At 68.0% G+C, this 24,503-nt stretch carries 27 protein-coding genes; 17 read left to right on the top strand and 10 right to left on the bottom strand.

Going from position 1 to position 24,503, the window contains the following annotated elements; genetic code table 11:
* The first annotated feature begins 21 nt into the window (after nucleotides 1-21).
* Nucleotides 22-738, top strand: coding sequence for a hypothetical protein (locus tag AC5P57_RS08505; protein WP_495219531.1), 717 nt, complete (start codon nucleotides 22-24; stop codon nucleotides 736-738).
* 8 nt (nucleotides 739-746) lie between these two features.
* Here the strand turns inward: AC5P57_RS08505 and AC5P57_RS08500 are convergent, their stop codons facing one another.
* Nucleotides 747-2,063: a hypothetical protein gene (locus AC5P57_RS08500; protein ID WP_099555052.1), complete on the bottom strand. Its 1,317-nt coding sequence runs from the start codon at nucleotides 2,061-2,063 to the stop codon at nucleotides 747-749.
* A gap of 76 nt (nucleotides 2,064-2,139) precedes the next feature.
* On the opposite strand from AC5P57_RS08500, the gene AC5P57_RS08495 reads away from it, so the two are divergent.
* From AC5P57_RS08495 to rnfB, 9 genes are all read left to right on the top strand, one after another.
* Nucleotides 2,140-2,823 (top strand): DUF502 domain-containing protein, encoded by a 684-nt coding sequence (locus AC5P57_RS08495; RefSeq protein ID WP_049427719.1) that lies wholly within the window; start codon nucleotides 2,140-2,142, stop codon nucleotides 2,821-2,823.
* Nucleotides 2,820-3,605 (top strand): queuosine precursor transporter, encoded by a 786-nt coding sequence (locus AC5P57_RS08490; RefSeq protein WP_099552084.1) that lies wholly within the window; start codon nucleotides 2,820-2,822, stop codon nucleotides 3,603-3,605. Before AC5P57_RS08495 ends, AC5P57_RS08490 begins: the two co-directional genes overlap by 4 nt.
* 95 nt (nucleotides 3,606-3,700) lie before the next feature.
* On the top strand, nucleotides 3,701-5,641 hold the full coding sequence (locus AC5P57_RS08485; RefSeq protein ID WP_099552085.1) for a DUF885 domain-containing protein: 1,941 nt from the start codon (nucleotides 3,701-3,703) through the stop codon (nucleotides 5,639-5,641).
* Between the two features lie 16 nt (nucleotides 5,642-5,657).
* Nucleotides 5,658-6,728, top strand: coding sequence for a serine hydrolase domain-containing protein (locus tag AC5P57_RS08480; protein ID WP_099552086.1), 1,071 nt, complete (start codon nucleotides 5,658-5,660; stop codon nucleotides 6,726-6,728).
* Nucleotides 6,725-7,129, top strand: coding sequence for an SMU1112c/YaeR family gloxylase I-like metalloprotein (gloA2, locus tag AC5P57_RS08475; RefSeq protein ID WP_099552087.1), 405 nt, complete (start codon nucleotides 6,725-6,727; stop codon nucleotides 7,127-7,129). The genes AC5P57_RS08480 and gloA2 overlap by 4 nt, the downstream gene beginning before the upstream one ends.
* A gap of 493 nt (nucleotides 7,130-7,622) precedes the next feature.
* Nucleotides 7,623-8,066: a DUF2147 domain-containing protein gene (locus AC5P57_RS08470; RefSeq protein ID WP_099552088.1), complete on the top strand. Its 444-nt coding sequence runs from the start codon at nucleotides 7,623-7,625 to the stop codon at nucleotides 8,064-8,066.
* Nucleotides 8,067-8,165: 99 nt separating this feature from the next.
* The gene (gene metG, locus AC5P57_RS08465; RefSeq protein WP_262234723.1) at nucleotides 8,166-10,244 is read left to right on the top strand and encodes a methionine--tRNA ligase; all 2,079 of its coding nucleotides are present in this window, start codon (nucleotides 8,166-8,168) and stop codon (nucleotides 10,242-10,244) included.
* A gap of 76 nt (nucleotides 10,245-10,320) precedes the next feature.
* Complete coding sequence (locus tag AC5P57_RS08460; protein WP_099552090.1) at nucleotides 10,321-10,911, top strand: HAD family hydrolase; 591 nt, start codon at nucleotides 10,321-10,323, stop codon at nucleotides 10,909-10,911.
* Between the two features lie 24 nt (nucleotides 10,912-10,935).
* Nucleotides 10,936-11,349, top strand: a complete 414-nt coding sequence (rnfB, locus tag AC5P57_RS08455) for an Rnf electron transport complex subunit RnfB (RefSeq protein WP_262234722.1) — start codon at nucleotides 10,936-10,938, stop codon at nucleotides 11,347-11,349.
* 50 nt (nucleotides 11,350-11,399) lie between these two features.
* On the opposite strand, the gene AC5P57_RS08450 is transcribed toward rnfB, so the two are convergent.
* Nucleotides 11,400-11,747 (bottom strand): RidA family protein, encoded by a 348-nt coding sequence (locus AC5P57_RS08450; protein WP_005418155.1) that lies wholly within the window; start codon nucleotides 11,745-11,747, stop codon nucleotides 11,400-11,402.
* A gap of 192 nt (nucleotides 11,748-11,939) precedes the next feature.
* On the opposite strand from AC5P57_RS08450, the gene mprF reads away from it, so the two are divergent.
* On the top strand, nucleotides 11,940-14,504 hold the full coding sequence (mprF, locus tag AC5P57_RS08445) for a bifunctional lysylphosphatidylglycerol flippase/synthetase MprF (RefSeq protein WP_262234721.1): 2,565 nt from the start codon (nucleotides 11,940-11,942) through the stop codon (nucleotides 14,502-14,504).
* Nucleotides 14,505-14,599: 95 nt separating this feature from the next.
* On the opposite strand, the gene AC5P57_RS08440 is transcribed toward mprF, so the two are convergent.
* The 4 genes from AC5P57_RS08440 to AC5P57_RS08425 all read right to left on the bottom strand — a co-directional run bounded on the left by AC5P57_RS08440 (nucleotide 14,600) and on the right by AC5P57_RS08425 (nucleotide 17,464).
* Complete coding sequence (locus AC5P57_RS08440) at nucleotides 14,600-15,946, bottom strand: virulence factor family protein (protein ID WP_495219530.1); 1,347 nt, start codon at nucleotides 15,944-15,946, stop codon at nucleotides 14,600-14,602.
* Nucleotides 15,947-16,024: 78 nt separating this feature from the next.
* A complete protein-coding gene (locus tag AC5P57_RS08435; RefSeq protein ID WP_262234720.1) occupies nucleotides 16,025-16,642 on the bottom strand; it encodes a DUF998 domain-containing protein in 618 nt (205 codons plus the stop codon).
* On the bottom strand, nucleotides 16,639-16,812 hold the full coding sequence (locus AC5P57_RS08430) for an oxidoreductase-like domain-containing protein (protein ID WP_088026730.1): 174 nt from the start codon (nucleotides 16,810-16,812) through the stop codon (nucleotides 16,639-16,641). The genes AC5P57_RS08435 and AC5P57_RS08430 overlap by 4 nt, the downstream gene beginning before the upstream one ends.
* A 49-nt stretch (nucleotides 16,813-16,861) precedes the next feature.
* Complete coding sequence (locus tag AC5P57_RS08425; protein ID WP_099552096.1) at nucleotides 16,862-17,464, bottom strand: HD domain-containing protein; 603 nt, start codon at nucleotides 17,462-17,464, stop codon at nucleotides 16,862-16,864.
* A 239-nt stretch (nucleotides 17,465-17,703) separates the two neighbouring features.
* Here AC5P57_RS08425 and AC5P57_RS08420 point away from each other — a divergent pair, with 239 nt between their 5' ends.
* Complete coding sequence (locus AC5P57_RS08420; RefSeq protein ID WP_262234718.1) at nucleotides 17,704-18,855, top strand: tetratricopeptide repeat protein; 1,152 nt, start codon at nucleotides 17,704-17,706, stop codon at nucleotides 18,853-18,855.
* Between the two features lie 6 nt (nucleotides 18,856-18,861).
* Here AC5P57_RS08420 and AC5P57_RS08415 read toward each other — a convergent pair whose 3' ends face one another.
* Complete coding sequence (locus tag AC5P57_RS08415) at nucleotides 18,862-19,197, bottom strand: zinc ribbon domain-containing protein YjdM (protein WP_099552098.1); 336 nt, start codon at nucleotides 19,195-19,197, stop codon at nucleotides 18,862-18,864.
* 181 nt (nucleotides 19,198-19,378) lie between these two features.
* Between AC5P57_RS08415 and AC5P57_RS08410 the strand changes: the two genes are divergently transcribed.
* The 3 genes from AC5P57_RS08410 to AC5P57_RS08400 all read left to right on the top strand — a co-directional run bounded on the left by AC5P57_RS08410 (nucleotide 19,379) and on the right by AC5P57_RS08400 (nucleotide 21,457).
* Complete coding sequence (locus tag AC5P57_RS08410; protein WP_262234716.1) at nucleotides 19,379-20,740, top strand: Hsp70 family protein; 1,362 nt, start codon at nucleotides 19,379-19,381, stop codon at nucleotides 20,738-20,740.
* Between the two features lie 196 nt (nucleotides 20,741-20,936).
* Nucleotides 20,937-21,263: a YkgJ family cysteine cluster protein gene (locus AC5P57_RS08405; protein ID WP_260678451.1), complete on the top strand. Its 327-nt coding sequence runs from the start codon at nucleotides 20,937-20,939 to the stop codon at nucleotides 21,261-21,263.
* An 11-nt stretch (nucleotides 21,264-21,274) separates the two neighbouring features.
* Nucleotides 21,275-21,457: a hypothetical protein gene (locus AC5P57_RS08400; RefSeq protein ID WP_005410566.1), complete on the top strand. Its 183-nt coding sequence runs from the start codon at nucleotides 21,275-21,277 to the stop codon at nucleotides 21,455-21,457.
* Between the two features lie 49 nt (nucleotides 21,458-21,506).
* Here AC5P57_RS08400 and AC5P57_RS08395 read toward each other — a convergent pair whose 3' ends face one another.
* Genes AC5P57_RS08395 through AC5P57_RS08385 form a run of 3 tightly spaced genes read right to left on the bottom strand, consistent with a single transcriptional unit; the run spans nucleotide 21,507 to nucleotide 23,534 of the window.
* Complete coding sequence (locus AC5P57_RS08395; protein WP_099552101.1) at nucleotides 21,507-22,388, bottom strand: DUF4097 family beta strand repeat-containing protein; 882 nt, start codon at nucleotides 22,386-22,388, stop codon at nucleotides 21,507-21,509.
* Nucleotides 22,389-22,398: 10 nt separating this feature from the next.
* The gene (locus tag AC5P57_RS08390; RefSeq protein WP_099552102.1) at nucleotides 22,399-22,932 is read right to left on the bottom strand and encodes a hypothetical protein; all 534 of its coding nucleotides are present in this window, start codon (nucleotides 22,930-22,932) and stop codon (nucleotides 22,399-22,401) included.
* Nucleotides 22,929-23,534 (bottom strand): RNA polymerase sigma factor, encoded by a 606-nt coding sequence (locus AC5P57_RS08385; RefSeq protein ID WP_495219529.1) that lies wholly within the window; start codon nucleotides 23,532-23,534, stop codon nucleotides 22,929-22,931. Before AC5P57_RS08385 ends, AC5P57_RS08390 begins: the two co-directional genes overlap by 4 nt.
* Before the next feature lie 126 nt (nucleotides 23,535-23,660).
* Between AC5P57_RS08385 and AC5P57_RS08380 the strand changes: the two genes are divergently transcribed.
* Both AC5P57_RS08380 and AC5P57_RS08375 read left to right on the top strand, forming a co-directional pair.
* Nucleotides 23,661-23,840: a hypothetical protein gene (locus AC5P57_RS08380; RefSeq protein ID WP_099552104.1), complete on the top strand. Its 180-nt coding sequence runs from the start codon at nucleotides 23,661-23,663 to the stop codon at nucleotides 23,838-23,840.
* Between the two features lie 36 nt (nucleotides 23,841-23,876).
* A complete protein-coding gene (locus tag AC5P57_RS08375) occupies nucleotides 23,877-24,470 on the top strand; it encodes a mechanosensitive ion channel family protein (protein WP_099552105.1) in 594 nt (197 codons plus the stop codon).
* The last annotated feature ends 33 nt before the right edge of the window (nucleotides 24,471-24,503 follow it).

Genomic DNA, 24,503 nt, shown 5'->3' with positions numbered 1-24,503 from the left:
CCCCCTGCCATGGAGGCTCCGATGCGCACCCACACCCTTGCAGCACTGCTGGGCACCCTGCCGTGCGCGTCCCATGCACTCGACCTGCCGCCGGTGCAGTACCCGACGCTGCCGGCCCAGGCTGCCAGTACCGCCGGCTTCGTGCCCGAGGGCTGGACGCTGGAGTCCAGCATCGAAGGCGATCTCGACCAGGATGGCCGCGCGGACCTGGTGCTGGTGCTGCGCCAGCAGGACCCGCGCAATGTCATCGAACACGATGGCTTCGGCCCATCGCCATACGACAGCAACCCGCGCATTTTCGCCGTGGCGTGGTCACGCCCGGCCGGCTATGTGCTGGCGGTGCAGGACCATCAGCTGATTCCGCGCCCGGACAACCCGGTGATGAGCGACCCGCTTGAAGATGGCGGTGTCAGCATCCAGCGCGGCACGTTGAGGGTGGCGCTGTTTTCCTTCTCCAGCGCGGGAAGCTGGTCGATGGGTACCACCACCTTCACCTTCCGCTGGCAGGACGCTGCCTTCGCGCTGATCGGCTACGACCAGAACTCGGTGATGCGCAATTCAGGACAGGCCACTTCGGTGAGCGTGAATTTTTCCACGCGCAAGGTGAGGCATACCGAGGGCAGCATCGAGGACGACAAGGAAAGCGTGCGCTGGCAGCCACTGCGCAGCAACCGCCGCTGGACGCTGCAGACCGTTGGAGATGGCTGGGCGTTCGATCCGCAGGTCAGCGACGACTGATCCGCTGCTCAGTCGCGGGCAGCGGAGGTTGGGGCGGCGCCGGCCACCAACGGCACCGACAGCCACGGGCTTTCGTCGTTGCTGCGGGACGGCGAGCGGCGTGGCACCTGCAGATGGCGGCCATCCGCCGACACCTGCGGCGCCCGCACCGGCGAGGCGAACTGCGCCGGCAACCGCTGCAGGGCATCTACCGGATCCCCCGGCTGCTGCCGCAGCCAGCGCTGTGCGCCCAGCAGGCGCAGCATCGCCGCCGCGTCCTGGGTGCGCGACGAATAGGCCGGATAGACCGGACCCGCAATGTCGGTCAACAGGCAGCCCATGACGTTCGACAGGCAACCAAAGTCACGCTGCAGCGGCGCCGGTACCGGCAACGGACGGTCCGCCTCCAGCGCAGCGGTCGCCGTCGCGCCACACGCCCAACCGAGATTGCCGGCCGCACGGGCCAGGGTGCTGCTGCGGTCCAGTACCAGCACGCCGCCGAATTCCCGCGCCGAGGTCTCGATCGCCACCCGGTTCATCGCATACTCGCCCTGCATCGCACGGCACAGGCTCTGCTCGTCGGCCCGCATCGGCTGCATGGCCTGTTCGCATTCGGCCGGCAGCGGGTGATCGGCAGGCAGTTCAACCAGCATGTCGGCCAGCAGCTGCGCATTGGCCTGCACCAGGCTTGCGCCGATGATGCTGTCGAACAGATAGCTGCCACCGGGCACCAGCCGCCGGCCCAGCTGCACTCCCCGGCAGCTGCCGCGCAGGGCACCGTCGATGTCACCCTGTACGAACGCCAGCGCGCGTGCGCTGGTGGCATCGACCACCAGCCCGTAGGTCGGCATAGGCACCAGGATGCCCTCCCGCTTCGGCTGGAACGGCGACACGAAGTGGTCCGCGTCGGCCAGCGCATCCAGCCGCGCATGCAACTGGTGATGACCCGCATGGGCGTCGACGAAGCGCTGCGGGTCGGCGCGTACCTGGGCCAGGCAGTCGCGGGCCGCCGGCCCGCAACCGGCGGCCGCCCGCGAGCGCAATCCTTGGTGGCCGGCGGCCTGATGAGGGCGGGTAACACTGTTACCGTCCGGGTCGGCGTCCCAGCGCCGCACGTCCTCGGCCAACGCCTGCTCGCGCTGGCCGCCATCCAGGTCGTCAAAAGCCAGTGTCCACAACAGCGGATAACCATTGCGCCCGCTCGCCGGCAGCCGCGCTTCCAGCCGCTGCTGGGCCTGCAACCGCGATTCCGGCACCGGCCACATGCGTGAGGCGCACCACACCACGATGGCCAGCACCAGCAGGCCCGCCAGGGTCCATCCCAGTCCGCGCAGAATCTTCAACACAGCTTCCCTTCCATGGCTCGTTGCCGCAGTCGATCCGCCAGCGTAATCGAGCGGCAGTGACCGCTACAATGCGCACATGTCGCTCGAAGCCCCCGCCCTGGTCCCCCGCCCTTCCCTGCAGCGCCTGTTCCTGACCGGCCTGCTGACCCTGCTGCCGATCTGGCTGACCTGGGTAGTGGTCAAGTTCGTGTTCGTACTGCTGTCGGGCATCTCCAGCCCGCTGGTGGTGCCGCTGTCCGAACAGATCGCAACCAGCTTCCCGCACTATCTGGGCTGGGTCCGAGCCGAGTGGATCCAGGACACCATCGCCCTGCTGGCCACCCTGCTGGTGATCCTGGCGGTGGGCGTGGCCAGCCGCCGCGTGCTGGGCCAGCGACTGCTGCGCTGGGTCGGCGCGGTGATCAAGCGCATCCCGCTGGCCAGCATCATCTACGACAGCGCCAAGAAGCTGCTGGACATGCTGCAGACCGAACCGGGCAGCACCCAGCGCGTGGTGCTGATCGACTTCCCGCACCGCGACATGAAATCGGTCGGCCTGGTCACCCGCGTGATCAAGGAACACGGCACCGACCGTGAGTTGGCCGCGGTGTATGTGCCGACCACGCCGAACCCGACCTCGGGCTACCTGGAAATCGTGCCGGTGGAGCTGCTGACGCCCACCGACTGGACCGTCGACCAGGCGATGAGCTTCATCATTTCCGGCGGCGCCGTCGCACCGTCCAGCGTGCCGTTCACCCGCGCCGGCGAACGCGCCGAATGACCGCAGCGCCGATCGAGCGCCCGCTGCAGGACCGCGCGGTGCTGCTGTTCATCGTGCTGGCCGCGTTTTTCTGCGGCAATGCGGTGCTGGCCGAGCTGATCGGGGTGAAGATCTTCGCGCTGGAAGATACCCTCGGCATCGATCCGCTGAACTGGAACCTGTTCGGCCAGACCGGCTCGCTCAGCTTCACCGCCGGCACTCTGCTGTGGCCGGTGGTGTTCATCATGACCGACACCATCAACGAGTTCTTCGGCAAGCGCGGCGTGCGCTTCATCTCGTGGCTGGCGGTGGTGCTGATCGGCTACGGTTTCCTGTTCGCTTTCGCCGCCATTTCGCTGGCGCCGGCCAGTTGGTGGGTCACCTCGATGGAGGGCCACGGCGTGCCCGATTACCAGGCCGCGTTCGCAGCCGTGTTCGGCCAGGGCATGTGGACCATTGCCGGTTCGCTGGTGGCATTCCTGCTGGGCCAGCTGATCGACGTGGCGGTGTTCCATCGCATCCGCCAGGCCACCGGGGAACGCCATGTCTGGCTGCGCGCGACCGGTTCCACCGCGGTCTCGCAGGTGGTGGACAGCTTCGTGGTGATCTGGATCGCGTTCGTGCTGGGCCCGCAGCACTGGCCGACCTCGCTGTTCCTTGCGGTCGCCAGCGTCAACTATGTGTACAAGATGGGCTTTGCGATCGCCCTGATTCCGTTGCTGTACCTGATGCGGCGGGCCATCACCCGCTATCTGGGCGCCGATCGCGCGGCGGCATTGCGTGTCGCCGCCGCGGCTGACTGAAGCCCCAGCGCCACCCAGCTGACTGCGTCTTCACGCTGGCCGTACGCGCGCGGATCGTGCAAGCTCCACGGTCTGTGTTCCACGGAAGCTTCTTGATGCCGTATTCCCCCCGCGTCCTGGCCGCTGCCATTGCCGCGTTGTTCCTGTTCAGTGCCGTGCCGTCGGCCGAAGCAGCGAAGAAGAAGGCCAGCCGCCCTGCCGCTGCGCAGACCCGCCAGGCCGCCAAGCCCAAGGCCCGGCCCGCCCGTGCCACCGCACCGGCCCGTGGCAGTTCGGCGCGCCGCGCTGCGCCGCGTCCGGTCGCCCCCGCACGCGCAGTGCCCAAGCAGGTGCAGCTGGAACGGCTGTACGACGAGTACTGGGATGCCTCGATGCGGCTGAATCCGCTGCAGGCCACCTTCCAGGGCGAACCGCGCTACAACGACCAGCTGCCCAACATCCTGTCCGCCGCCTGGCGCCAGCAGTCGCACGACTTCACCACGCAGTGGCTGGGCAAGGTCGAAAAACTCGGCAACGACGGCCTGCAGGGCCAGGACCTGCTCAGCTACGAGATCTTCGTACGTGACGCGCGCGCCTCGCTGGCTGCCGAGCGTTACCCAAGCTGGATGATGCCGATCAGCCAGTACTACAACATCGGCAGCATCATGGCGATCCTCGGCTCCGGCGCCGGCGCGCAGCCGTTCAACACCGTGCAGGACTACGACACCTGGTCGCGCCGCTCGCTCGGCATTCCCGAACTGTTCGACCAGGCCATCGACAACATGCGCCAGGGCATGAAGGCCGGCGTGGTGCAGCCGCGCGACCTGATGGAAAAGGTGCTGCCGCAGCTGGATGCGGTGATCAAGCCGACCGCTGAAGAGAGCATCTTCTGGTCGCCGATCCGCACCATGCCGAACACGATTGCGGCCGAGGACAAGGCGCGCATCAGCGCAGAATACAAGCGCATGATCGAGCTGCGGATCATGCCCGCCTACCGCGCCCTGCGCGGCTTCATCGCCACCGAGTACCTGCCGGCCACGCGCGCCAGCAGCGGCATGGGCGCGCTGCCCGACGGCCAGGCCTGGTACGCCAACCTGATCGTGCAGACCACCGCCAGCGACCAGACCGCCGCGCAGCTGCACGCGCTGGGCGAGCAGCGCGTGGAGGAACTGCAGGCACAGATCGCCACGGTGATGAAGGACGCCAAGCTGCGTGGCACGCCGACCAAGCTGCTGCGCAGCATGCGCAACGATCGCCAGTTCCAGTACAGCGATGCCAATGCACTGATCAGCCGCTACCGCCAGGTGCAGCAGCAGGTCAACGCGCGCCTGCCGCAGGTACTCGATACGTTGCCGAAGTCCGCACTGGAAGTGCGTGCGGTGGAACCGGAACGTGCGCTCACCGCCGCCGCTGCCGCCTACCAGCCGTCGCCGGCCGGGCAGCCTGGCGTGCTGTACATCAACACCCGCGACCTGCCCAGCCGCAAGCGCTGGAGCGTGCCGGTGCAGTACCTGCATGAAGCGATTCCCGGCCATCACGTGCAACTGGGCCTGCAGCAGGAACTGGCCAAGCTGCCGCGCTTCCGTCGCCTCGGTGGCGATCTGGCGTTCGTCGAAGGCTGGGGCCTGTACGCGGAAACGCTGGGTGAAGACCTGGGCGTCTACACCGATGCCTACGACCGTATCGGCTACCTGTACTCACGCCTGCTGCGCGCCGCACGCGTCGTCGCCGACACCGGCGTCAATGCACAGGGCTGGAGCAAGCAGCAGGCCGTGGCCTACCTGCAGAAGACGGTGGACATGAGCAGCGATGATGCCAATGCCGAAGTCGAACGGATCATGGCCCAGCCCGGCCAGGCACTGTCGAACGTCGCCGGCCTGACCACCATCGTTGCCCTGCGCGACAAGGCCAAGGCACGCCAGGGGGCAGCCTTCGATCTGCGCCGGTTCCATGCAGAACTGCTGAAGGACGGCTCGATGCCGCTGGATGTGCTGGACCGCAAGATGGAGCGCTGGATGGCGCAGCCGGCCAGCGCTGCGCCCGCGCCTTCACCCTGACGCTTCCGGAGCCGCCATGCGCCCTGCCGTCGCCCTGTTCACCGCCGTGCTGGGCCTGCTGCCACTGGCGAGTTCCGCCGCACCAGAGCTGACCCCACCGGATGCCGGCATCGACGGCCTGATGCAGGCCTACGATGGGCAGGTTCCTGGCGCCGCGGTGCTGGTACTGCACGACGGGCAACCGGTGTTCCGTCGCGGCTATGGCCTGGCGGTGGTGGAAGACGGTACTGCCGTGACCCCCGCCAGCAACTTCCGGCTGGCCTCGGTCAGCAAGCAGTTCACCGCTGCGGCGGTGCTGCTGCTGGTGGAAGACGGCCGGCTTGGGCTGGACCAGCCGGCGCGGCGCTGGCTTCCGGAACTGCCGCAGGCCGCAGCGGCCATTACCCTCCGCCAACTGCTGTCGCACACCAGCGGCCTGCTCGACTACGAAGACCTGATGGACCCGGCGGACACACGGCAGGTACACGATGCCGATGTGCTGGCCCTGCTGTCGCGCCAAGACCGGCTGAACTTCGCACCGGGCACGCAGTACCGCTACAGCAACAGCAGCTACGCGCTGCTGGCACTGATCGTCGGCCGCGCTTCCGGCCAGGACTTCGCCGCCTTCCTGCAGCAGCGCATCTTCGCGCCGCTGGGCATGGTCCACACCGTGGCCCACCAGGACGGTGTCGATACGGTGACAGCACGTGCCTATGGCTACAGCTGGATCGACGGCCGCTGGCAGCGCACCGACCAGAGCACCACCAGCGCCGTGCTGGGCGACGGCGGCATCTATTCCTCGCTGGACGACCTCGCCCGCTGGGACGCCGCGCTGTATGACGATCGCCTGCTGTCGAAGGCTTCGCGCCGCGCGATGTTCAGCCCGGCCACGGCCACATCGGAACCGGACGTGCCGCATTACGGTTTCGGCTGGCGCCTGAACGGCCCGGTGCAATGGCACAGCGGCGAGAGCATCGGCTTCCGCAACGTGATCGTGCGCCACCCGGAAAAGCACCTGACCGTGATCGTGCTGACCAACCGCAACGACCCCGAACCCTATCCGCTGGCGCTGAAGATCGCCCAGCGTTGGCTGGACACCCTGCAATGACCGCCGATTCCGATGCCCTGCTGGGCATCCACCACGCCGCACTGATCTGCAGCGACTACGCACGCTCGAAGGACTTCTACGTGCGCATCCTCGGCCTGCGCGTGCTGGCGGAGAACCATCGCACCGCACGCGATTCCTGGAAGCTCGATCTGGCCCTGCCCGACGGCGGCCAGCTGGAACTGTTCTCCTTCCCCTCGCCGCCGCCCCGTCCCAGCCGCCCGGAAGCCCAGGGCCTACGCCACCTCGCGTTCCGGGTGACTGCACTGGAACCCTTCATCCAGCGCCTGGCCGCGCATGGCGTGACCTGCGAACCGATCCGCGTGGACGAGTACACCGGCCGACGCTTCACCTTCTTCGCCGATCCTGACGACCTGCCGCTGGAGTTGTACGAAGTCGGTTGAGCGTTTTTCAATCGAGATTCATCCATGCATGGCATGGATCGTACGTGTCGACCAAGGTCGACACCCACCAAGAGCAGGCCGAGCCATTCCGACAGATCTCCGGAAACTGTCGAAGGCGGGGTGGGTCCGGTTGCGGGGGTGTCCGCGGCATGGATGCCGCGGCCAAGCCCCCATGGGTGAGGGCGCTTTGCTTGCGAAGCACTGCTTCGCAAGCGCCCGAACGCACAGCCGCCAGCGGCTGGGCCGGACCGCGGAGCGGGGTTTACGGCGTCCCCCGCAACCGGACCCACCTCGCCATCCCACGGAATGGCCGCTTTTGCTTTTGCCGTTGCCGTTGCCGTTGCCGTTGCCGTTGAGGTTGCCGGCCAGCGGCCGGCACTACCGCAGGTGCAGGGCGCAGCCCTGCAAAGCCCCCACTTCCCCATACCCCGCCGAATGGGTATACAGTCGACCCGTACCGGCATCGTGCCGGAATGAACCCTGGGAGGGGACCATGCGCAAGACCTTCAAGACCCTGCTGCTGGCATTGCCGCTGTGCCTGGCCGCGCTCTCGGCGCAGGCCGCCGATGGCGCCGCCGGCCGCTGGAAGACCATCGACGACAAGACCGGCAAGGTGAAGTCGATCGTCGAGATCACCGAGGCCGCCAACGGCACGCTGACCGGCAAGGTGGTCGACATCCTGCACTCGGACAAGGGCCCGAACCCGGTCTGTGACGGATGTGAAGGCGCCAACAGGAACAAGCCGGTGAAGGGCATGACCATCCTCTGGAACCTGAAGGCCGACGGCGCCAACAAGTGGTCCGGTGGCACCATCCTCGACCCGGCCAACGGCAAGACCTACAAGTCGAAGATGGAGCTGCAGCCGGGCGGCACCAAGCTGGACGTGTCCGGCTGCATCGCCTTCATCTGCCGCGCGCAGACCTGGCAGCGCGAGTAAGCGCCCGGCCCCGCTTCACCCCCGTGACCCGGCCCCGGCCGGGTCACCTCGTTGCGGGCATGCGATACTCTGCGGTTCCCCTCGGATCCACCCGCGACCATGACCCGTACCGCGCTCGTCACCACCGCCCTGCCCTACGCCAACGGCCCGCTGCACCTGGGCCACCTGGTCGGCTACATCCAGGCCGACATCTGGGTGCGTGCGCGGCGAATGAGCGGCGGCAAGGCCTGGTTCGTCTGCGCCGACGACACCCACGGCACGCCGATCATGCTGGCCGCGGAAAAGGCCGGGGTCACCCCGGAAACCTTCATCGCCAACATTCAGGCCAGCCACGAACGTGACTTCGCCGCGTTCGGCGTCGCCTTCGACCATTACGACTCGACCAATTCGGCGGCCAACAAGGCGCTGACCGAGCAGTTCTACCTGAAGCTGGAAGCGGCCGGCCACATCAGCCGCCGTTCGGTGGCGCAGTTCTACGACCCGGCCAAGGGCATGTTCCTGCCCGACCGCTACGTCAAGGGCATCTGCCCGAACTGCGGCAGCCCCGACCAGTACGGCGACAACTGCGAAGTCTGCGGCGCGACCTATGCACCGACCGACCTGAAGGAGCCGCGCTCGGTCATCTCCGGTGCCACGCCGGAAATGCGCGATTCGGAGCACTTCTTCTTCGAGGTGGGCCACTTCGACGCGTTCCTGCGCGAATGGCTGGCCGGCGACGTCGCCCTGCCGGGCGTGAAGGCCAAGCTCGGTGAATGGCTCAATGCCGAAGGTGGCCTGCGTGCATGGGACATCTCGCGCGATGCGCCGTACTTCGGTTTCCAGATTCCCGGCCAGCCGGGCAAGTACTTCTACGTCTGGCTGGATGCGCCGATCGGCTACCTGTCCAGCTTCCAGACCCTGTGCGGCAGGATCGGCGAGGACTTCGAAGCACACCTGCGTGCCGGTACCGCCACCGAGCTGCACCACTTCATCGGCAAGGACATCGTCAACTTCCACGGCCTGTTCTGGCCGGCGGTGCTGCACGGTACCGGCCACCGCGCGCCAACCCGTCTGCACGTCAACGGCTACCTGACCGTGGACGGCGCCAAGATGAGCAAGTCGCGTGGCACCTTCGTGATGGCGCGTACCTTCCTCGACGCCGGCCTGGAACCGGAAGCGCTGCGTTACTACTACGCGGCCAAGTCCGGCGGTGGCGTCGACGATCTCGACCTGAACCTGGGTGACTTCATCGCCCGCGTCAACGCCGACCTGGTCGGCAAGTTCGTCAACCTGGCCAGCCGCTGCGCCGGCTTCATCAGCAAGCGCTTCGATGGCCAGCTGGCCGCGCAGCTGCCCGACGCGGCGCAGTACCAGCGCTTCGTCGATGGCCTGGCGCCGATCCGTGAAGCCTACGAGCGCAACGACCCGGCCGCGGCGATCCGCCTGACCATGACCCTGGCCGACGAAGCCAACCGCTACATCGACGACGTCAAGCCGTGGGTGATCGCCAAGCAGGAAGGCGCCGATGCGCAGCTGCAGGCCGTGTGCAGCCAGGGCCTGAACCTGTTCCGCGTGCTGGTCACCGCCCTGAAGCCGGTGCTGCCGGCCACCGCCGCGCAGGCAGAGGCCTTCCTGGCCGCACCGGTGAACGACTGGACCGACCTGGCGCAGCCGCTGCTCGGCCACCGCATCACCGACTACACCCCGCTGTTCACCCGTATCGACCCGAAGAAGATTGACGCCATGATCGACGCCTCCAAGGACACCCTGCAGCCGGCCGCTGCCGCCGCTCCCGCCGCCAAGACCGAAGCGGTCAAACCCGCACCGGCACCGGCCAAGGAAGAAGCCAGCAGCGCCGACGCCCCGGCCTACATCGGCATCGACGATTTCGCCAAGCTCGACCTGCGCATCGGCAAGGTGCTGGCCTGCGAGTTCGTGGACGGTTCGGACAAGCTGCTGCGCTTCGAACTGGATGCCGGTGAACTGGGCAAGCGCCAGATCTTCTCCGGTATCCGCGCCAGCTACGGCGAGCCGGAAAAGCTGGTCGGCCGCAGCGTGGTCTTCATCGCCAACCTGGCCCCGCGCAAGATGCGCTTCGGCCTGAGCGAAGGCATGATCCTGTCGGCCGGTTTCGACGGCGGCGCGCTGGCGCTGCTGGACGCCGACAGCGGCGCACAGCCGGGCATGTCGGTCCGCTGATGCCTGCAGCGGGCGTGGTTGCGGCCACGCCCGCCGGCAGCACCGGTCACGGGGCAACGCGATGGGAGGCAACGGAATGGAACTGGCGCTGTTCGACTTCGACCACACCGTGACTACCTGCGATACCTATGGCCGTTTCCTGCGCCGCGTGGCCACCGCCGAACAACTGGCGCAGGCGTGGTGGAAGGTCGGCCCGTGGCTGCTCGCGTACAAGCTGAAGCTGATCTCGGCCGAACGCATCCGCGTGCGCGTCACCCGCCTGACCTTCAGCGACCGCCACAGTGACGACATCGCCACGCTGGCGGCCGGCTTCTCGCGTGAGTTCCTGCCCGACGTGGTGCGCCCGGAAATGCTGGAGCAGATCCGCTGGCACAAGGAACAGCAGCACACTGTGGTGATCGTGTCCGGCTCGCTGGACCTGTACCTGCGGCCGTGGTGCGAGCAGCTGGGTCTGCAGCTGATCTGCAACCGGCTGGAAAGCCAGGACGGCCGCCTGACCGGTCGCTATGCCGGTGGCGACTGCGGCCCGCGCAAGGTTGAGCACATCCGTCGCCAGTTCGACCTGTCGCGTTACGTGCGCATCCATGCCTACGGTGACAGTTCTGAAGACAAGCCGATGCTGGCACTGGCCCACGAGCGCTGGTTCCGCGGCAAACCCCTGAAGTAACCCAACGCGCAGCCTTCGCCACGCATGAGCCTGATCCCGCCCCTGACCGAACGCCTCGACCGCCTGCTGCCGCAGACCCAATGCGGGCAATGCGGCTACGACGGCTGCCGCCCGTACGCACAGGCGATGGCGCGTGGCGAAGCAGGCGTGGACCGCTGCCCACCGGGTGGCGATGCCGGTGCACGGGCGCTGGCGCAGGTGCTGGGCGTCCCGGCGATTCCGTTCGATCGTTCGCGCGGCCAACACGAGGCGGCCCAGGTGGCGTTGATCGTGGAAGCCGACTGCATCGGCTGCACCAAGTGCATCCAGGCGTGCCCGGTGGATGCCATCGTCGGCGGCGCCAGGTACATGCACACGGTCATTGCCGATCTGTGCACCGGCTGCGAGCTGTGCATTCCACCATGCCCGGTGGATTGCATCGAGCTGGTGCGCCTGTAACAGGGGTCAGATCCCTTTCCGCAGGAAAGGGATCTGACCCCATCCCGCAGTTACGGCACGGCCGCCGTCACCACGATCTCGACCTTCCACTCGGCATGAGCCAGCTTGGCTTCGAAAGTTGCGCGGGCGGGGGTCGCGCCCTCGACCACCCACTCGTCCCACGCCTTGTTCATGCCGTCGAAGTCGGCGATGTCGGCCAGGAACACTTCGGCGCGCAGCACGTGCTGGCGATCACTGGCCACCAGCGCCAGCAGCTTGTCGATCTCGGCCAGCACCTGCCGGGTCTGCCCGGTGATGTCCTGGCTGGTGTCTTCCGGAATCTGGCCGGAGAGGTAGGCGACCTTGTTGTACACGGTCATTTCGGACATGCGCGGTCCGACGTCGTAACGCTCCATCATGGGCGTGGCTCCTGCGGGTGATCAGGCCTGCATTGTCCTCCAAACCGGTCAACGATGGGTGCGGGGCAGCCATCCACGCACGGGCACTACCGGCTTCCGACAGCGGCGCTGGTCAAATGCCAGCGACAGGCGCACGATGCGCCACGGCTGCATTGACACCGCCCTCGCCCTCCCTGACGCACGCTTGCGCCGATGACCGAAACCACCGACCCCGCCACCGCTCCCTCCACCCCGGCATGGAAGCGGGTCCTCACCATCGTCGTCCCGCTGCTGATCCTTGCGCTGGCGCTGCACGGCCTGGCCAACGAGTTCGATGAGAACGGCTACCGCGCCATCCGCCATGCCTTCCACCAGCTCAGTGGCACGCAGATCGCACTTACTGTCGTGCTGGGCCTGGCCAGCTATGCCTGCCTGATCGGCTTCGATGCCATCGGCCTGCGCCGCAGCGGCATCCGTGTGCATCCCGCGCGCATCGGCATTACGGCGTTCCTTGCACACACGCTTGGCCAGACCGTGGGCTTTGCCGCGCTGACCGGCGGTGCGGTGCGCCTGCGCGGCTATCGCACCGCCGGCCTGGACCTGGCGCAGATCGGCCAGGTCGTGCTGATGAGCACGCTCGGCTTCGTGTTCGGTGCGTGGCTGCTGATCAGCGTGGCGCTGTGCATGGAGCCGGCGGCCGCGGCACTTGCACTGCCGCTGGACCCGGATGCGGTGCGCGTGGTCGGCATCGTCGCGCTGCTGGCCTATGCGGCCACCCTGCTGCTGGTCGGCCGCGATGGGCGTCAGTTCAGCGTGCTCGGCCATGCGCTGTGGCTGCCCGACCGACGCACCATGATCGGCGTCACCGTGCTCAGCGTGATCGAGCTGGTGCTGGCCAGCGCCGCGTTCTATGTGTTGCTGCCGGATTCGACGCCGACCGGCCTGCCCGGCTTCGTTGGCCTGTACCTGGTCGCGGTGCTGGCCGGACTGGTTTCGACCGTGCCCGCCGGCCTCGGCGTGTTCGAATGGAGCCTGCTGAAGCTGCTGCCACAGGTCGCACCAGCTGCGGTGCTGGCTGCGGCGTTGATCTACCGCGTCACTTACTACGTGCTGCCGCTGCTGCTGGCCACCCTGCTCGCGCTGGCGCCGGCGCTGCGGCAACCGCTGCAGGCCAGTGCCGGGGCAACCCGTGCCGGCTGGAACGCACTGCGGCCGTGGCTTCCGCAGATCATCGCGCTGGCGGTGTTCAGCATCGGTGCTGCACTGGTCATCGACGGCACATTGCCCACGCCGCGCCGCCACCTGCTCAACGCATCACTGCCGATCCTGGAGACCTCCCATCTGATCGGCAGCCTCAGCGGCGTCGCCCTGTTGCTGATCGGCCAGGGCCTGGCCCGGCGCAGCCATGCCGCGTGGATGCTGGCGATGGCCGTGTGCGTGATCACCCCGTTGCCACTGTGGCTGCGCGGTGGCCAACCGTTGATCGCGGTCTCCGCCCTGCTGGTGGCGATGGCGCTGTGGGCTGCGCGCCGCGAGTTCTATCGCCAGGGCGCGCTGCTGGATGAAGCATGGTCGTGGCCATGGCTGCGCAACCTCGGCCTGGTGCTGGTGGCGGTCACCTGGCTGTTGTTCTTCACCTACAGCCATGTCGAATACCAGAACGAGCTGTGGTGGCAGTTTGCGATATCCGGCAACGCACCGCGTGCGCTGCGCGCCCTGCTGGTGGTCGCCATTGCACTGGTGATGTTCGGCCTGGCGCGGCTGCTGCACAGCACCCGCAGCCCGCTGCCACCGGCCGACGAAGCCACGTTGCAGTCACTGGCCCCGGTCCTGGCCGGTGCCACCGACACCCAGGCCTGCCTGGTGCTGACCGCCGACAAGGCGGTGCTGCGCGATGACGCCAAGCAGGGCTTCGTGATGATGCAGCGCTATGGCGGATCGCTGATCGCGATGGGCGATCCGGTCGGCCCGCCCGAGGTCGCGCGCGCGCTGATCTGGCGCTTCCGCGAGGAAGCCGACCGGCTCGGCCTGCGCCCGGTGTTCTACCAGATCGGCGAGACCTACTGGCAGACCTATCTCGACCTTGGCCTGGGCTTGGTCAAGCTGGGCGAGGAAGCGATCGTGCCACTGCACGACTTCGGCCTGGAAGGCCGCGAACGCGCCGACCTTCGACAGGCCTGGAACCGTGGCAAGCGCAGCGGCCTGTCGTTCCGCGTGGCGCCGGTGGAGGAAATTCCCAGCCTGCTGCCGCGCCTGCATGCGATCTCCAATGCCTGGCTGGAGGACAAGGCCGGCGATGAGAAGGGCTTCTCGCTGGGCAGCTACGATCCCGATTACCTGGCGCGCTTCCCGGTGGCACTGGTCGAAGCCGAGGGCCAGATCGTGGCATTCGCCAACCTGTGGCAGGCCCCGGCCGGTGCCGAGCTGTCGGTGGACCTCATGCGCCACGTCAACGAGGCACCGAAGGGCACGATGGATTTCCTGTTCATCGAACTGTTCCTGTGGGGCCGATCGCAGGGCTATGCGCGCTTCTCGCTGGGCATGGCGCCGTTGTCCGGGCTGGCCCAGCATCGCCTGGCTGGGCGCTGGAACCGGCTGGCCGGCCTGCTGGCGCGGCATGGCGAACGCTTCTATGGCTTCAGTGGCCTGCGCCGCTTCAAGTCGAAGTTCGACCCTCAGTGGCGGCCGCGCTATCTCGCCGCACCTGGCGGCATGCACCTGCCGGCTGCGCTGCTGGATGCCACGCGTTTGATCTCGCTGGACCCGCGGCGGAACTGACGCCCCGCACCACCCGGTAGGTGTCGACCTTGGTCGACACGCCAGCGCCGACCAAGGTCGGCATCTACCAACACGCTGGCCAGCGTGGCCCGGCGCTACGCGCCGCCCTTGAGGATCACTTCGGCCAGGCGGTCGTAATCACCATTGAAGTGATGGTCACCCGGCAGCTTCACCTTCTGCACGCCGTCGCTGGCCGGCAGGTCCGGGCACAGCGCGTCGTCATCCTTGTCGCCATACACGCAGAGGGTCTTCGCCGCCGGCAGCTTCGCCACTTCCGGCGCGATCGGCAGGCCGTCGCCGCCGCCACCCAGCCAGTTGCTGACATGGAATTCGAAGTCCGCCTTCCTGCCCACCGACAGCAGCACGATACGGTCCAGCGCCTCGCGGGTGCCGGCATCAAGCTGGTTGATGGTGGCCGGCAGCACGTCGGCACCCTGCGAGAAACCGATCAGCATCACCTTGTCGCGATGCCACTGCTGGCGGTAGTGATCGATGATCTTCTGCAGGTCAGTGGCGAAGCCCTTCGGCGTGCGCTCGCTCCAGAAGTAGCGCAGCGAGTCGATGCCGATCACGGCCACGCCATGTTCGTTGAGCGACGATGCCACGTCCTTGTCCAGGCCGGCCCAGCCGCCATCGCCGGAAACGAACACGGCCAACGTGTCGCCATTGCCGGCAGCGGGCACCTCCACTACGGGCAGGCCCTTCAGCGCGGCCGGGGGCGGTGCCAGGCTGACGCCCACCTGCGCGCCCATCACCCGCGCCGCCGCCACCAGGCCCGGTGAAGCATCGCCGCGTGCGGTGCGCTTGAACTCGCGCGCCATCGCCACCTGCTGCACGAAGCGGCTGGCCTCGCCAACCTTGCAGCCATGGTCGCCGGCGGCGCTCAGCCACGGGAAATTCAACTCGGCAGGCTGCAGCTTGTTGTGATTCACACCGTCGCCACAGACCATGCGTTCGTGGCTGTGGTCCGGGCAGAAGCCGGTGGTCAGCAGGCCGGCGAACACCTGGGTGTCGGCTTGCGCGGCCAGCGTGTAGGCCATCTCGGCGCCTTCGCCATCACCACCGACCAGCGGCAGGTGGTAGCCGGGCAGATGCAGGGAGGCCTGCAACCAGCGCGAGAAGTTCTCGACGTCGCCGGAACCGAACGAACAGGTCGGATCACCCTCGCGCTTGAGCACGCTGCGCAGGTGCGCGATGTCCACGGCAGCGACCATCGCGCCATCGGCACGCAGGGCCTCGATCGGAAGGCGGCTGGTATCACCACCGGCGGTCGGTTCATGGAACCAGATCACCACCCGCTGCGGCGTGCCGGCCGGCAGGTGCACCGGAATCTGCTCGAACCGCCCGTGGCTGAACTGCTGCACGTTGGCCGCCGCCATTGCCGGCAGCGCTGCCAGCGCCAGAACCACACCCATTGCCCTGCCCAGCCCTGCACGCTTCATATCGCATCCCCGATGGAATGCGCACACGATACGCCGCCGCCGCGTGCACGGCACGTACCGGCGCAGGCCGTTGGGGATTCAGTGGGCCGCGGTACGGCGACCGCGCTGGTACAACGCCAGCGCCAGGTACAACAGCCAGCCCACGATCACCACGATCACAGCCTTCTGGCCCAGCCCGCGTGGCGGACCGCCGCGCCACAGTACGTGCAGCCACAACAGCACGAAGGCCAGCCAGGCCCAGCCCCAGAGCAGGCCGGCGGCAGACTGCCAGCCCGGTTCGCGGCGCAGGTACCAGGCCTGCAGCAGCATGCCGACGCTGGCGCAGAGGAATGCGGTGTTGGCCGCCAGCCCATGGATGAACGGCGCCAGCAGTGGCGTGGCGTCGGGCAGCCAGCTGTCACCGATGGCGACCGTCGCCAGCCCCAGTGCGGAGACAGTGAACAACAGCGGCGCCGCCGCGCTGCGCCGTGGGCCGATGCTGCCGCGATACAGCGCAATGCCAAGCACCGCGATGGCCAGCGCCAGCAGGCAGTACGCAGCGCGCAGCGCCAACCCCCACGGCCCGTGCAGGTAGAGGCTGAGCGTGGCCCGCACCCAGTCCAGATCGCTGCGTGCGAACTGGGTCCACAGCGCTGTGGCGGCGAACAGCAGCAACGCCACCAGTGCCAGCACTGCCGCCGGGCGTGCACGGCTCATGGCGCTGCCTCCGGATGCCGTGCCTTCCATTCGGCCAGCGCCTTGCGATAGCGCTGCAGCTCATCGGCATACAGATCCAGCACGCACAGCGGACAGCCGCTGCCACAGCACTCGTTGGGACCGGGCTCTTCGGGGGGCAGCGGGCGGGGATCGGGATCAGGGACGGACACAGTCGGAAGCGACAATCGGTGGAAGCAGGCCCCAGTGTACCGGGCTGGCTCAGCGGGCCAGCTGTCGGCGCAGGTTTTCCCGCGCGGCTGCGTCCAGGCGCTGGTGGAAGAAGTCACTGAGGAAGATGCGCGGCGCCCGCAGCAGCCCCTGCAGGAAACGGCGACGCCCGGCGCGGTACAGGAAGCCCGGCACGACCCCCTTGTACTCTTCGGCCACGCCACGATCGTAAGCAGCGAACACCGGCTCGGGCGCTGCCAGGATCGCCATGTCGCAGTCCAGGAACAGCGCGGCCTCGGCATCAACGTCGTCCGGGCCCAGATCACCATGACGGGCGGTCAGCAGGATCAACTGCTCGACCCGCGCGGCGTCGACGCCGGCCAGTTCCGGGGCCCGTGCGATCGCCTGCAGGGCCAGCGCCGCCGAACGCGCTTCGTTGTCCTTGCGCCCCGCCACATAGATCGCGTCATGGTAGAGCACGGCCAGGTACACCTCGGCGGGCCCCTGCCAGCCCGGGCCGTCAGCCACGTCCTGGCAGTGCTGCAGCACCGCGCGTACGTGTCCGAAGTGGTGATAGGCGCGGGGCGGCGTTGCGTAGCTGTCCTGCAGCGCCTGCCACTGCGCTGGCGCCAGCGTCAGCGGAGAGAAATCCATACCCGGATCATCCCGCCTGCGCTGCCCTGCGGCAAGCTGGTGGTTTTTTCACCATGCACTCACAACGCTTGCCCGGTGAGGCCTGGACCCGGTTGTCCACAGCTTTGTCGAGCGCTGGTCCACATCGGTTGTGGATGAATCAGGGTGCCGCCACGCGCCGACCAACGGTCACTGCAGCGCGCCGCCGCCGGGTCTACACTCGCTGCAGGCGGGAGCGCCCGCCGCTGCCGGGAACTGTCATGTACCGCCCTGCCGCCCGCATCTTCGTCGTGGCCCTGGCCGCCTTGATGGCCGCGCCACTCTGCGCACAGGACCGCCCGCGCACCGATGCAATCCCGCCCATCGGAAGCATCACCCCGGCGGAAATTCCCTCACCGGAACAGGTCTTTGCGATTCCTCCCGCAATGCGCGCGATGCTGCAGGCGCAGGTGATGGACCGCAGTTCATCGCGCGAGCAGCGGCTGCAGGCGCTGGTGGAAATGATCTTCGGCCGGCAGGGACTGGACCTGCAGTACGACGCGAACGCAACCTACACCGTGGGCGAAGTCTGGCAGCAGCGCCGCGCCAACTGCCTGGCCTTCACGCTGATGTTCGTGGCACTGGCGCGCGAGGCTGGCATCCAGGCCCGCGTGCAGGAAGTCGGCCAGGTCGTGTCCTGGTACCAGGACCAGGAAGCCGGTGTGGTCTACAGCGTGGGCCACGTCAACGCGGGCGTGGAGATCGCGGGGCGTTACGCCACGGTCGACCTCGATCGCAACGTGCTCTACGACCGCCACGGCCCGCAGCCGGTCAGCCGCGCGCGTGCACTGGCCCACTTCTACAACAATCGTGGTGCCGAGCGCATGGCCGAAGGAGACCTCGTCGGCGCCCGCGCGTTCTTCGATGCCTCGGTCGTGCAGGATCGCGCCTTCCCCTCGGTCTGGAACAACCTGGGCGTGCTCGACAACCGTGAGGGCAACACCGATGCGGCGCGGCAGGCACTGGACCGCGCCCTGCGCCTGGACGGCCGCCAGGATGCGGCGCTGACCAACGCCAGCGCGCTGTACCGGCGGCTGGGGCTGGATGCGCAGGCCAATGCACTGGCGCGCCGCCTGGCATCGGTGCAGCGCGAGGATCCGTTCGCGCAGTACATGCTGGGCACGCAGGCCGAACAGGCCGGAAAGCTGGCCGAAGCCATCCGCTATTACCGGCAGGCCGTGCGCCTGTATGACACCGCGCACCAGTTCCACTTCGGGCTGGCGCGCGTGTATTTCCTGTCCGGCCAGCTCGAGCGCGCCGACCGTGAACTGACCCGCGCGCGGCTGCTCGGCGGTGCACCGGAGCAGGCACGCTACCAGGCCAAGCTGGACAGCCTGGCCCGCTGGCGCGCGCAGCAGCAGGCCAGGCGCTGAGACCGATCAGGCCTTCTTGAGGAAGCAGGTCTTCAGGACCAGGCCCTTGATCTTGTCCGAGTTGCCTTCGATGTGCTCGGCATCATCGTCAACCAGGCGGATGTTGCGGATCACGGTGCCCTGCTTGAGCGGGATCGAAGACCCCTTCACCTTCAGGTCCTTGATCACGGTGACGGTGTCGCCGGCCTGCAGGGTATTGCCGTTGCTGTCACGCACGACCAGGGTCGAACCGGCGCTTTCCTCGGCGGTCCATTCGAAACCGCAATCGGCGCAGATCCACAGCGCGCCATCGGCATAGGTGTTTTCCAGGGTGCACTGCGGGCAGGCGGGAACAGACGACATCGGCAAGTACCTCCAAGTGAATCAACAGCCGCCATTGTAACCGGCTGGCTTCCCTGCCCCTTTTCCGGACAGGCTCCGGGCTGGCCACTGGACCCGAACCAGAACAGCACGCCCCTGGAACTTGCAGTCGGCGGCGAACTGCAGCAGAGTGCGCGGCCCCTGACCGCCCCCGGAACTCCCCATGCGCCTCGGCATCGACTTCGGTACCAGCAACTCCGCCGCCGCCATCGTGCATGAGGGGAAACTGCTGCCGATCCGCTTCGGCGATGCCGAGCAGTTCCGCACCAGCGTTTATTTCCCAGGCGTGGTGCCCGATCCGGACGACTTCCAGCTCGATGACGGCCAGGAGCACCAGCTGCAGCAGATGATCGACAGCGCCGCGCGCGCGGCCCGTGCCGCCGGCCAGGAACGCACGCCACAGGCACTGCGCCGGGAAGCCCTGCGCGCACTGCGCCGGGAATGGATGGAGGCCCGTGCCGGCAAGGAACGCAGCGCCAGCGACCTGCTGCAGAACGCAGTCTACGGCGACGAAGCGCTGGAAGCCTATTTCGAGGAACACGAAGGCAACCTGGTGCAGAGCCCGAAGTCGATGCTGGGCTACAACCTGCACCCGCGCGCCAAGCAGACCATCACCGGCATCGCCGCGCACATCCTCGAGCACATCCGCCTGACCGCCAGCGCCCAGCTCGGCCAACCACTGCGCTCGGCCCTGCTCGGGCGCCCGGTGCAGTTCCGCAGCTCGATCGGCGCGGCCGGCAATGACCAGGCGCTGGACATCCTGCGCGAGGCTGCCACCCAGGCCGGCTTCGACCAGATCGATTTCCTCGAAGAACCCGCGGCGGCGGCCATGCACTACCACGCCGAAAGCCGCGAGCGGCACCAGGCGGTGATCGTCGACATCGGCGGCGGTACCACCGATATCGCGCATGCCGAAGTCGGCGGAAACGACGCCCCGCGCATCCACCGCGCCTGGGGTATCGCCCGCGGCGGTACCGACATCGACCTGGCCCTGAGCCTGTCCAGCTACATGCCGCTGTTCGGCCGCGGCATCACCCGCGTGCCCGCCCACCACTACGTGGAAGCGGCCACCGTGCAGGACATGACCCGCCAGCGCGACTTCCGCCAGCACAAGTACGACCATGTCGACGACCCGTGGGGCGCGCGCCTGCAGGCCCTGCAGGACGCCGGCAATACCGCCCGCCTGTACCGCGACGTCGAGCGCGCCAAGATCGCCCTCAGCGCCGCCAGCGAGCATCGGAGCACGCTGGACTACATCGCCCGCGACCTGCATGCCGACAGCAGCGCCGATGGCCTGGCCGGCGCCGCCCATGGCTACCTGGAGCAGATCCGCGAGCTGCTGGCCCAGGTCCGCAGCGACATCGGCGGCGACCCGGATGCGGTGTTCCTGACCGGCGGCATGTCCCGTGCCGGCTACCTGCGCCAAGCCGTGGCCGAGGCCTTCCCGGGCGCCCGCATGGTCCACGGCGAACCCTCGCTGGGCGTGGTCCAGGGCCTTGCGCTGGCGGCAGCCAGCCAGGATTAACAAAACGTTACGCGGTCTAAGTTACTCTTGGTCGGCTAGAACCCCGCTGCACCTTCCACCGGCCACGCCGGTGTGTGTTCACAGTGCAGCCTGGCCCGCCCTGCGGGCCTAGCGGCCATGCCTTCCTGGCTCGTTCATGGTCCGCGCAGCACCTGAGCCGCCATCGAGACCCGCTTTGGGCACCCGCCAGGCCCCTGTGGCCTTACAACCTGACGCAACACCTGCACCCGTCGACTGCCGCCGTTGTGACGCGGTCTGTTGCCGGCTGCCCGTGCTGCTGCAGCCCGGCGACCACGTGCCTGGCCAGTTCCTGTCACGCGACACCCACGGCCGTGCCGTGATGGCGCGCAACGAGGAAGGCTGGTGCGCGGCGATCGATCCCTATCACCTGCGCTGCACGATCTATTCGCAGCGCCCGGCGATCTGCCGCCAGTTTTCGATGGGCGGCGATGACTGCCGCCGCGAGCGGCAGGACTACCTGCGCCAGGCCGACGCCTGGGCGCTTTCCTCCCCTTCCACCTGACAGGAGCAACCATGCCCCGCAAGGCAAAGACCCCCGCGAAGGCCAGCAACAGCATCCGCAGCGAACGCAAGGGCGCGGCCGCCAGCACCGTGGTCAGCAGCGATTCGATCGCTTCGGACCTGGCAGCGTTCCGCAAGGCCGGTGGCAAGATCGAAGTCCTCGGCACCACCTGGGCGCTGAAGAAAGCCAGCTGACCCAGTACTGACCGCGGCGGCGCTGCCGCCGCGGCCTGCCGGACCGTGCTCAGCGGTCCAGCCGCACCCGCACACTGCCCGAATGCGACTGGATGCGGATGTCTCCATCACCGCCGCCCAGACGCGTATCGAGATGGCTGCCCGGCCCATAGCGCGGCCGCTCCACCTGACCGGCATCGCTGTTGATCGAGCCGCTGAAGCTGTTCACCGACAGCTGTGCCGACACCGTGCGCGGCAGGCTCAGCGTGACCGAGGCACTGACCGATTCGACATTGACGCGGCCGCCGGGCGCCAATCCGGCTGCTGCCAGGTCGATGCTGCCCGAGACGGTCTCCACCGCCAGCCGCTGCACGCGCCCGACGTCGACCTCGACCCGTCCGGATACCGTCTGCGCACCGATATCACCGGACACGCCGCCGCCGGCCTCGATCCGGCCACTGACGGTGTTCACATCCAGTTTTGGCGTCTGCAGGCGTGCGCTGACGCTGCCACTGACCGTGTTGAGCTTGCTGTCACCACTGCGGCCAGATGCGCTCAGGCTGCCGCTGACCGTGTCGGCCTGCAGCCGTCGCACGTCGATGCCGCTGATGTCCTGGCTGGCGCTGACCGTGCTCAGCAGCAGCTCCACCGAGCGCGGCACGTTCAGCACCAGCGTGGCCCCACCGTTGTTGTTGCGGCGCGGGTATTCGATCTCCCAGCGCACGCGGTTGGCGCTTTTCTCCTGCCGCAGCTGCAGGCCGTCGCTGAGCGTGCCGGTGAGCTGCACGTCATTGCGGTCCCAACCACGCACGGTCACCTTGCCGGCGACGTTGCTCAGCTCGATGCGACCGCCCGCGGCCAGGGTATGCCGCTCGTCGATGCGGGTGTCGGCCAGCGCCACGGCAGGGGCCAGCAGCAGCGCGACACAGCAGGAAATCAGGGTTCGGGTCATGGCGGTCTCCTCAGGTCGTCAAGCCGGACTCGGCGGCATAGGCCGCCTGCCGGGTCAGTTCCAGCCGCAGCGTGTAGGTACGCTTGAGCTGGCCAAGCAGGTGCGGCGCACGCGGGTCCTGCGCCAGGGCGGCACGGATCTGCGCCGCGCTTTCATCCAGTTCATGCAGGGCCGGCTGCCATTCCGGCGCCCGGCCATCGGGCAGCGCGGCCACGGCCTGCTGGTACTGCTCGGTCATCGCCGCGGCCTGCAGCTGCAGGGCGGACGGCACCGGCGTGTCCAGCTGCGCATGCCGCCACGGCGCCACCGCATACACTGCCAGGCTGGCTGCCAGCGCAGCCCCCACCGGCAGCCACCAGCGGCGTCGCGAACGCGCAGGCAGGGCCACCACGTTGTCCGCTGGCGCAGGTGCTGCCTGCGGTTCACGCGGTGGCAGCCGGGCGGACAGACGCGCCCAGCCATCGGCGGGTACATCGCGCTCGTTTGGCAGCGCGCGCAGCCGGGCCAGCAGGTCGTGATCGGAATCGTGTTCGTGCGTACTCATGTCATGTCTCCCAGCCGTGCGCGCAACAGGCCGCGCGCACGATGCAACTGTGCCTTGGAACTGCCGACAGCCATCTGCAGTTGTTCGGCGATTTCCTGGTGTTTCCAGCCCTCGATGTCGTGCAGTACCAGTACCGCACGCGCCCGTGGTGGCAGTGTCGACAGTGCGCGCTCAAGATCGCGCTCGGTGCCGGCACAACGGTCATGCACCGCCAGTTCCTGCAGGCCGCCGTCGATATCATCGAGGCTGTCGTGGTCCTGCCCGGCAGCCCGGCCGCGCAACTCCATCAGCGCGGCGTTGACGCCCAGCCGATGCAGCCAGGTGGACAGGCTGCTCTCGAAACGGAACCCTGGCAGTGCTTTCCAGGCCTGCAGGAAGGCCTCCTGCAGCGCATCCTCGGCACGTGCCTGCTGGCCGCCACACAACCGCCACAGGACAGCGAATACACGCGGCGCGTGACGCCGGTACAGCAGTTCGTAGGCAGCGGTGTCGCCCGCAGCCGCCGCCCGCACCAGAGCGGGTTCATCGACGGCGTCGTTGGCGGCAGGCAGCGCGGGCAGCGCGGGCAGCGCGGGCAGCGCGGGCATGGTGGTGTCGAGCATATCGCTTGGATGCGGCGACCCGGAAAAAGGTTTAGAGCCGATCGACGACCGATGCCATGCAACCTTTTCGACGGCTGCTGCATCCATGGAAGGTCCTTCGCGAAATTGCCGTCCAGGAGTTGTGCCATGTCCAGCCCATCCTGCGCCGCCCTGCTGGTGATCACTGCCTGCGTACTGCTGCAGGCATTGGGCCTGTCCTTGCAGCTGCGTCCAGAAAACGGCCGCGCCTGCCTGCAGCAGCACCGCCAGGAGCTGGTCTGTCTGGCCTGGACTCCGGCGGTCGAATCCACTGCACGCGCCGGGTAACATCGAAGGCCGTTATTGCCACCTGTCGTCGCCCCCATGATGTTGTCGCTGAAGGATCACCTGCCGGCCTGGACCCACCCTTGGCTCCACGACGCGGGTATCGCCGTGAAGATCCTGCTCACCCTGCTGGCCGCGTGGCTGCTGCGGATGCTGGCACGGCGCTTGATCCGCCGCTTCGCCGAGCACTACACGCTGCCGCCGGAGATGGCGATGGGTGCGCGCCGGATCAGCAGCTTCGTGGTCTATTTCAGCGCAGTGCTGTACATCCTCAGCCTGCTCGGCGCATCGCCGTCGGTACTGTGGACCGCGTTCACCGGCTTCGCGGCCGTGGGCGCAGTGGCCTTCTTCGCGGCCTGGAGCGTGCTCTCCAACATCTTCTGCACGCTGCTGATCTTCACCACGCGCCCGTTCCGCCTGCATGACTACATCGAGGTGCTGGAGAACGGCGAGAAACCGGGCCTGAAGGGCCGGGTGATCGACGTGAACCTGATCTACACAACGCTGCAGGAGTCCGGCGACGGCCACGAGGGCACGGTGCTGCAGCTGCCGAACAACCTGTTCTTCCAGCGCACGGTGCGGCGCTGGCGCGACCCGGCGCAGGCCCCCGGCGGCATCCAGGGCGACGGCTGAGGGGGTTTGCCTTTGCAGGGCTGCGCCCTGCAC

The sequence above is a fragment of the Stenotrophomonas sp. YJH_SMC_79 genome (assembly GCF_059367995.1).
The sequence above is the reverse complement of the archived record's forward strand: the minus strand, read 5'-3'. Positions and strand labels throughout refer to the sequence as shown.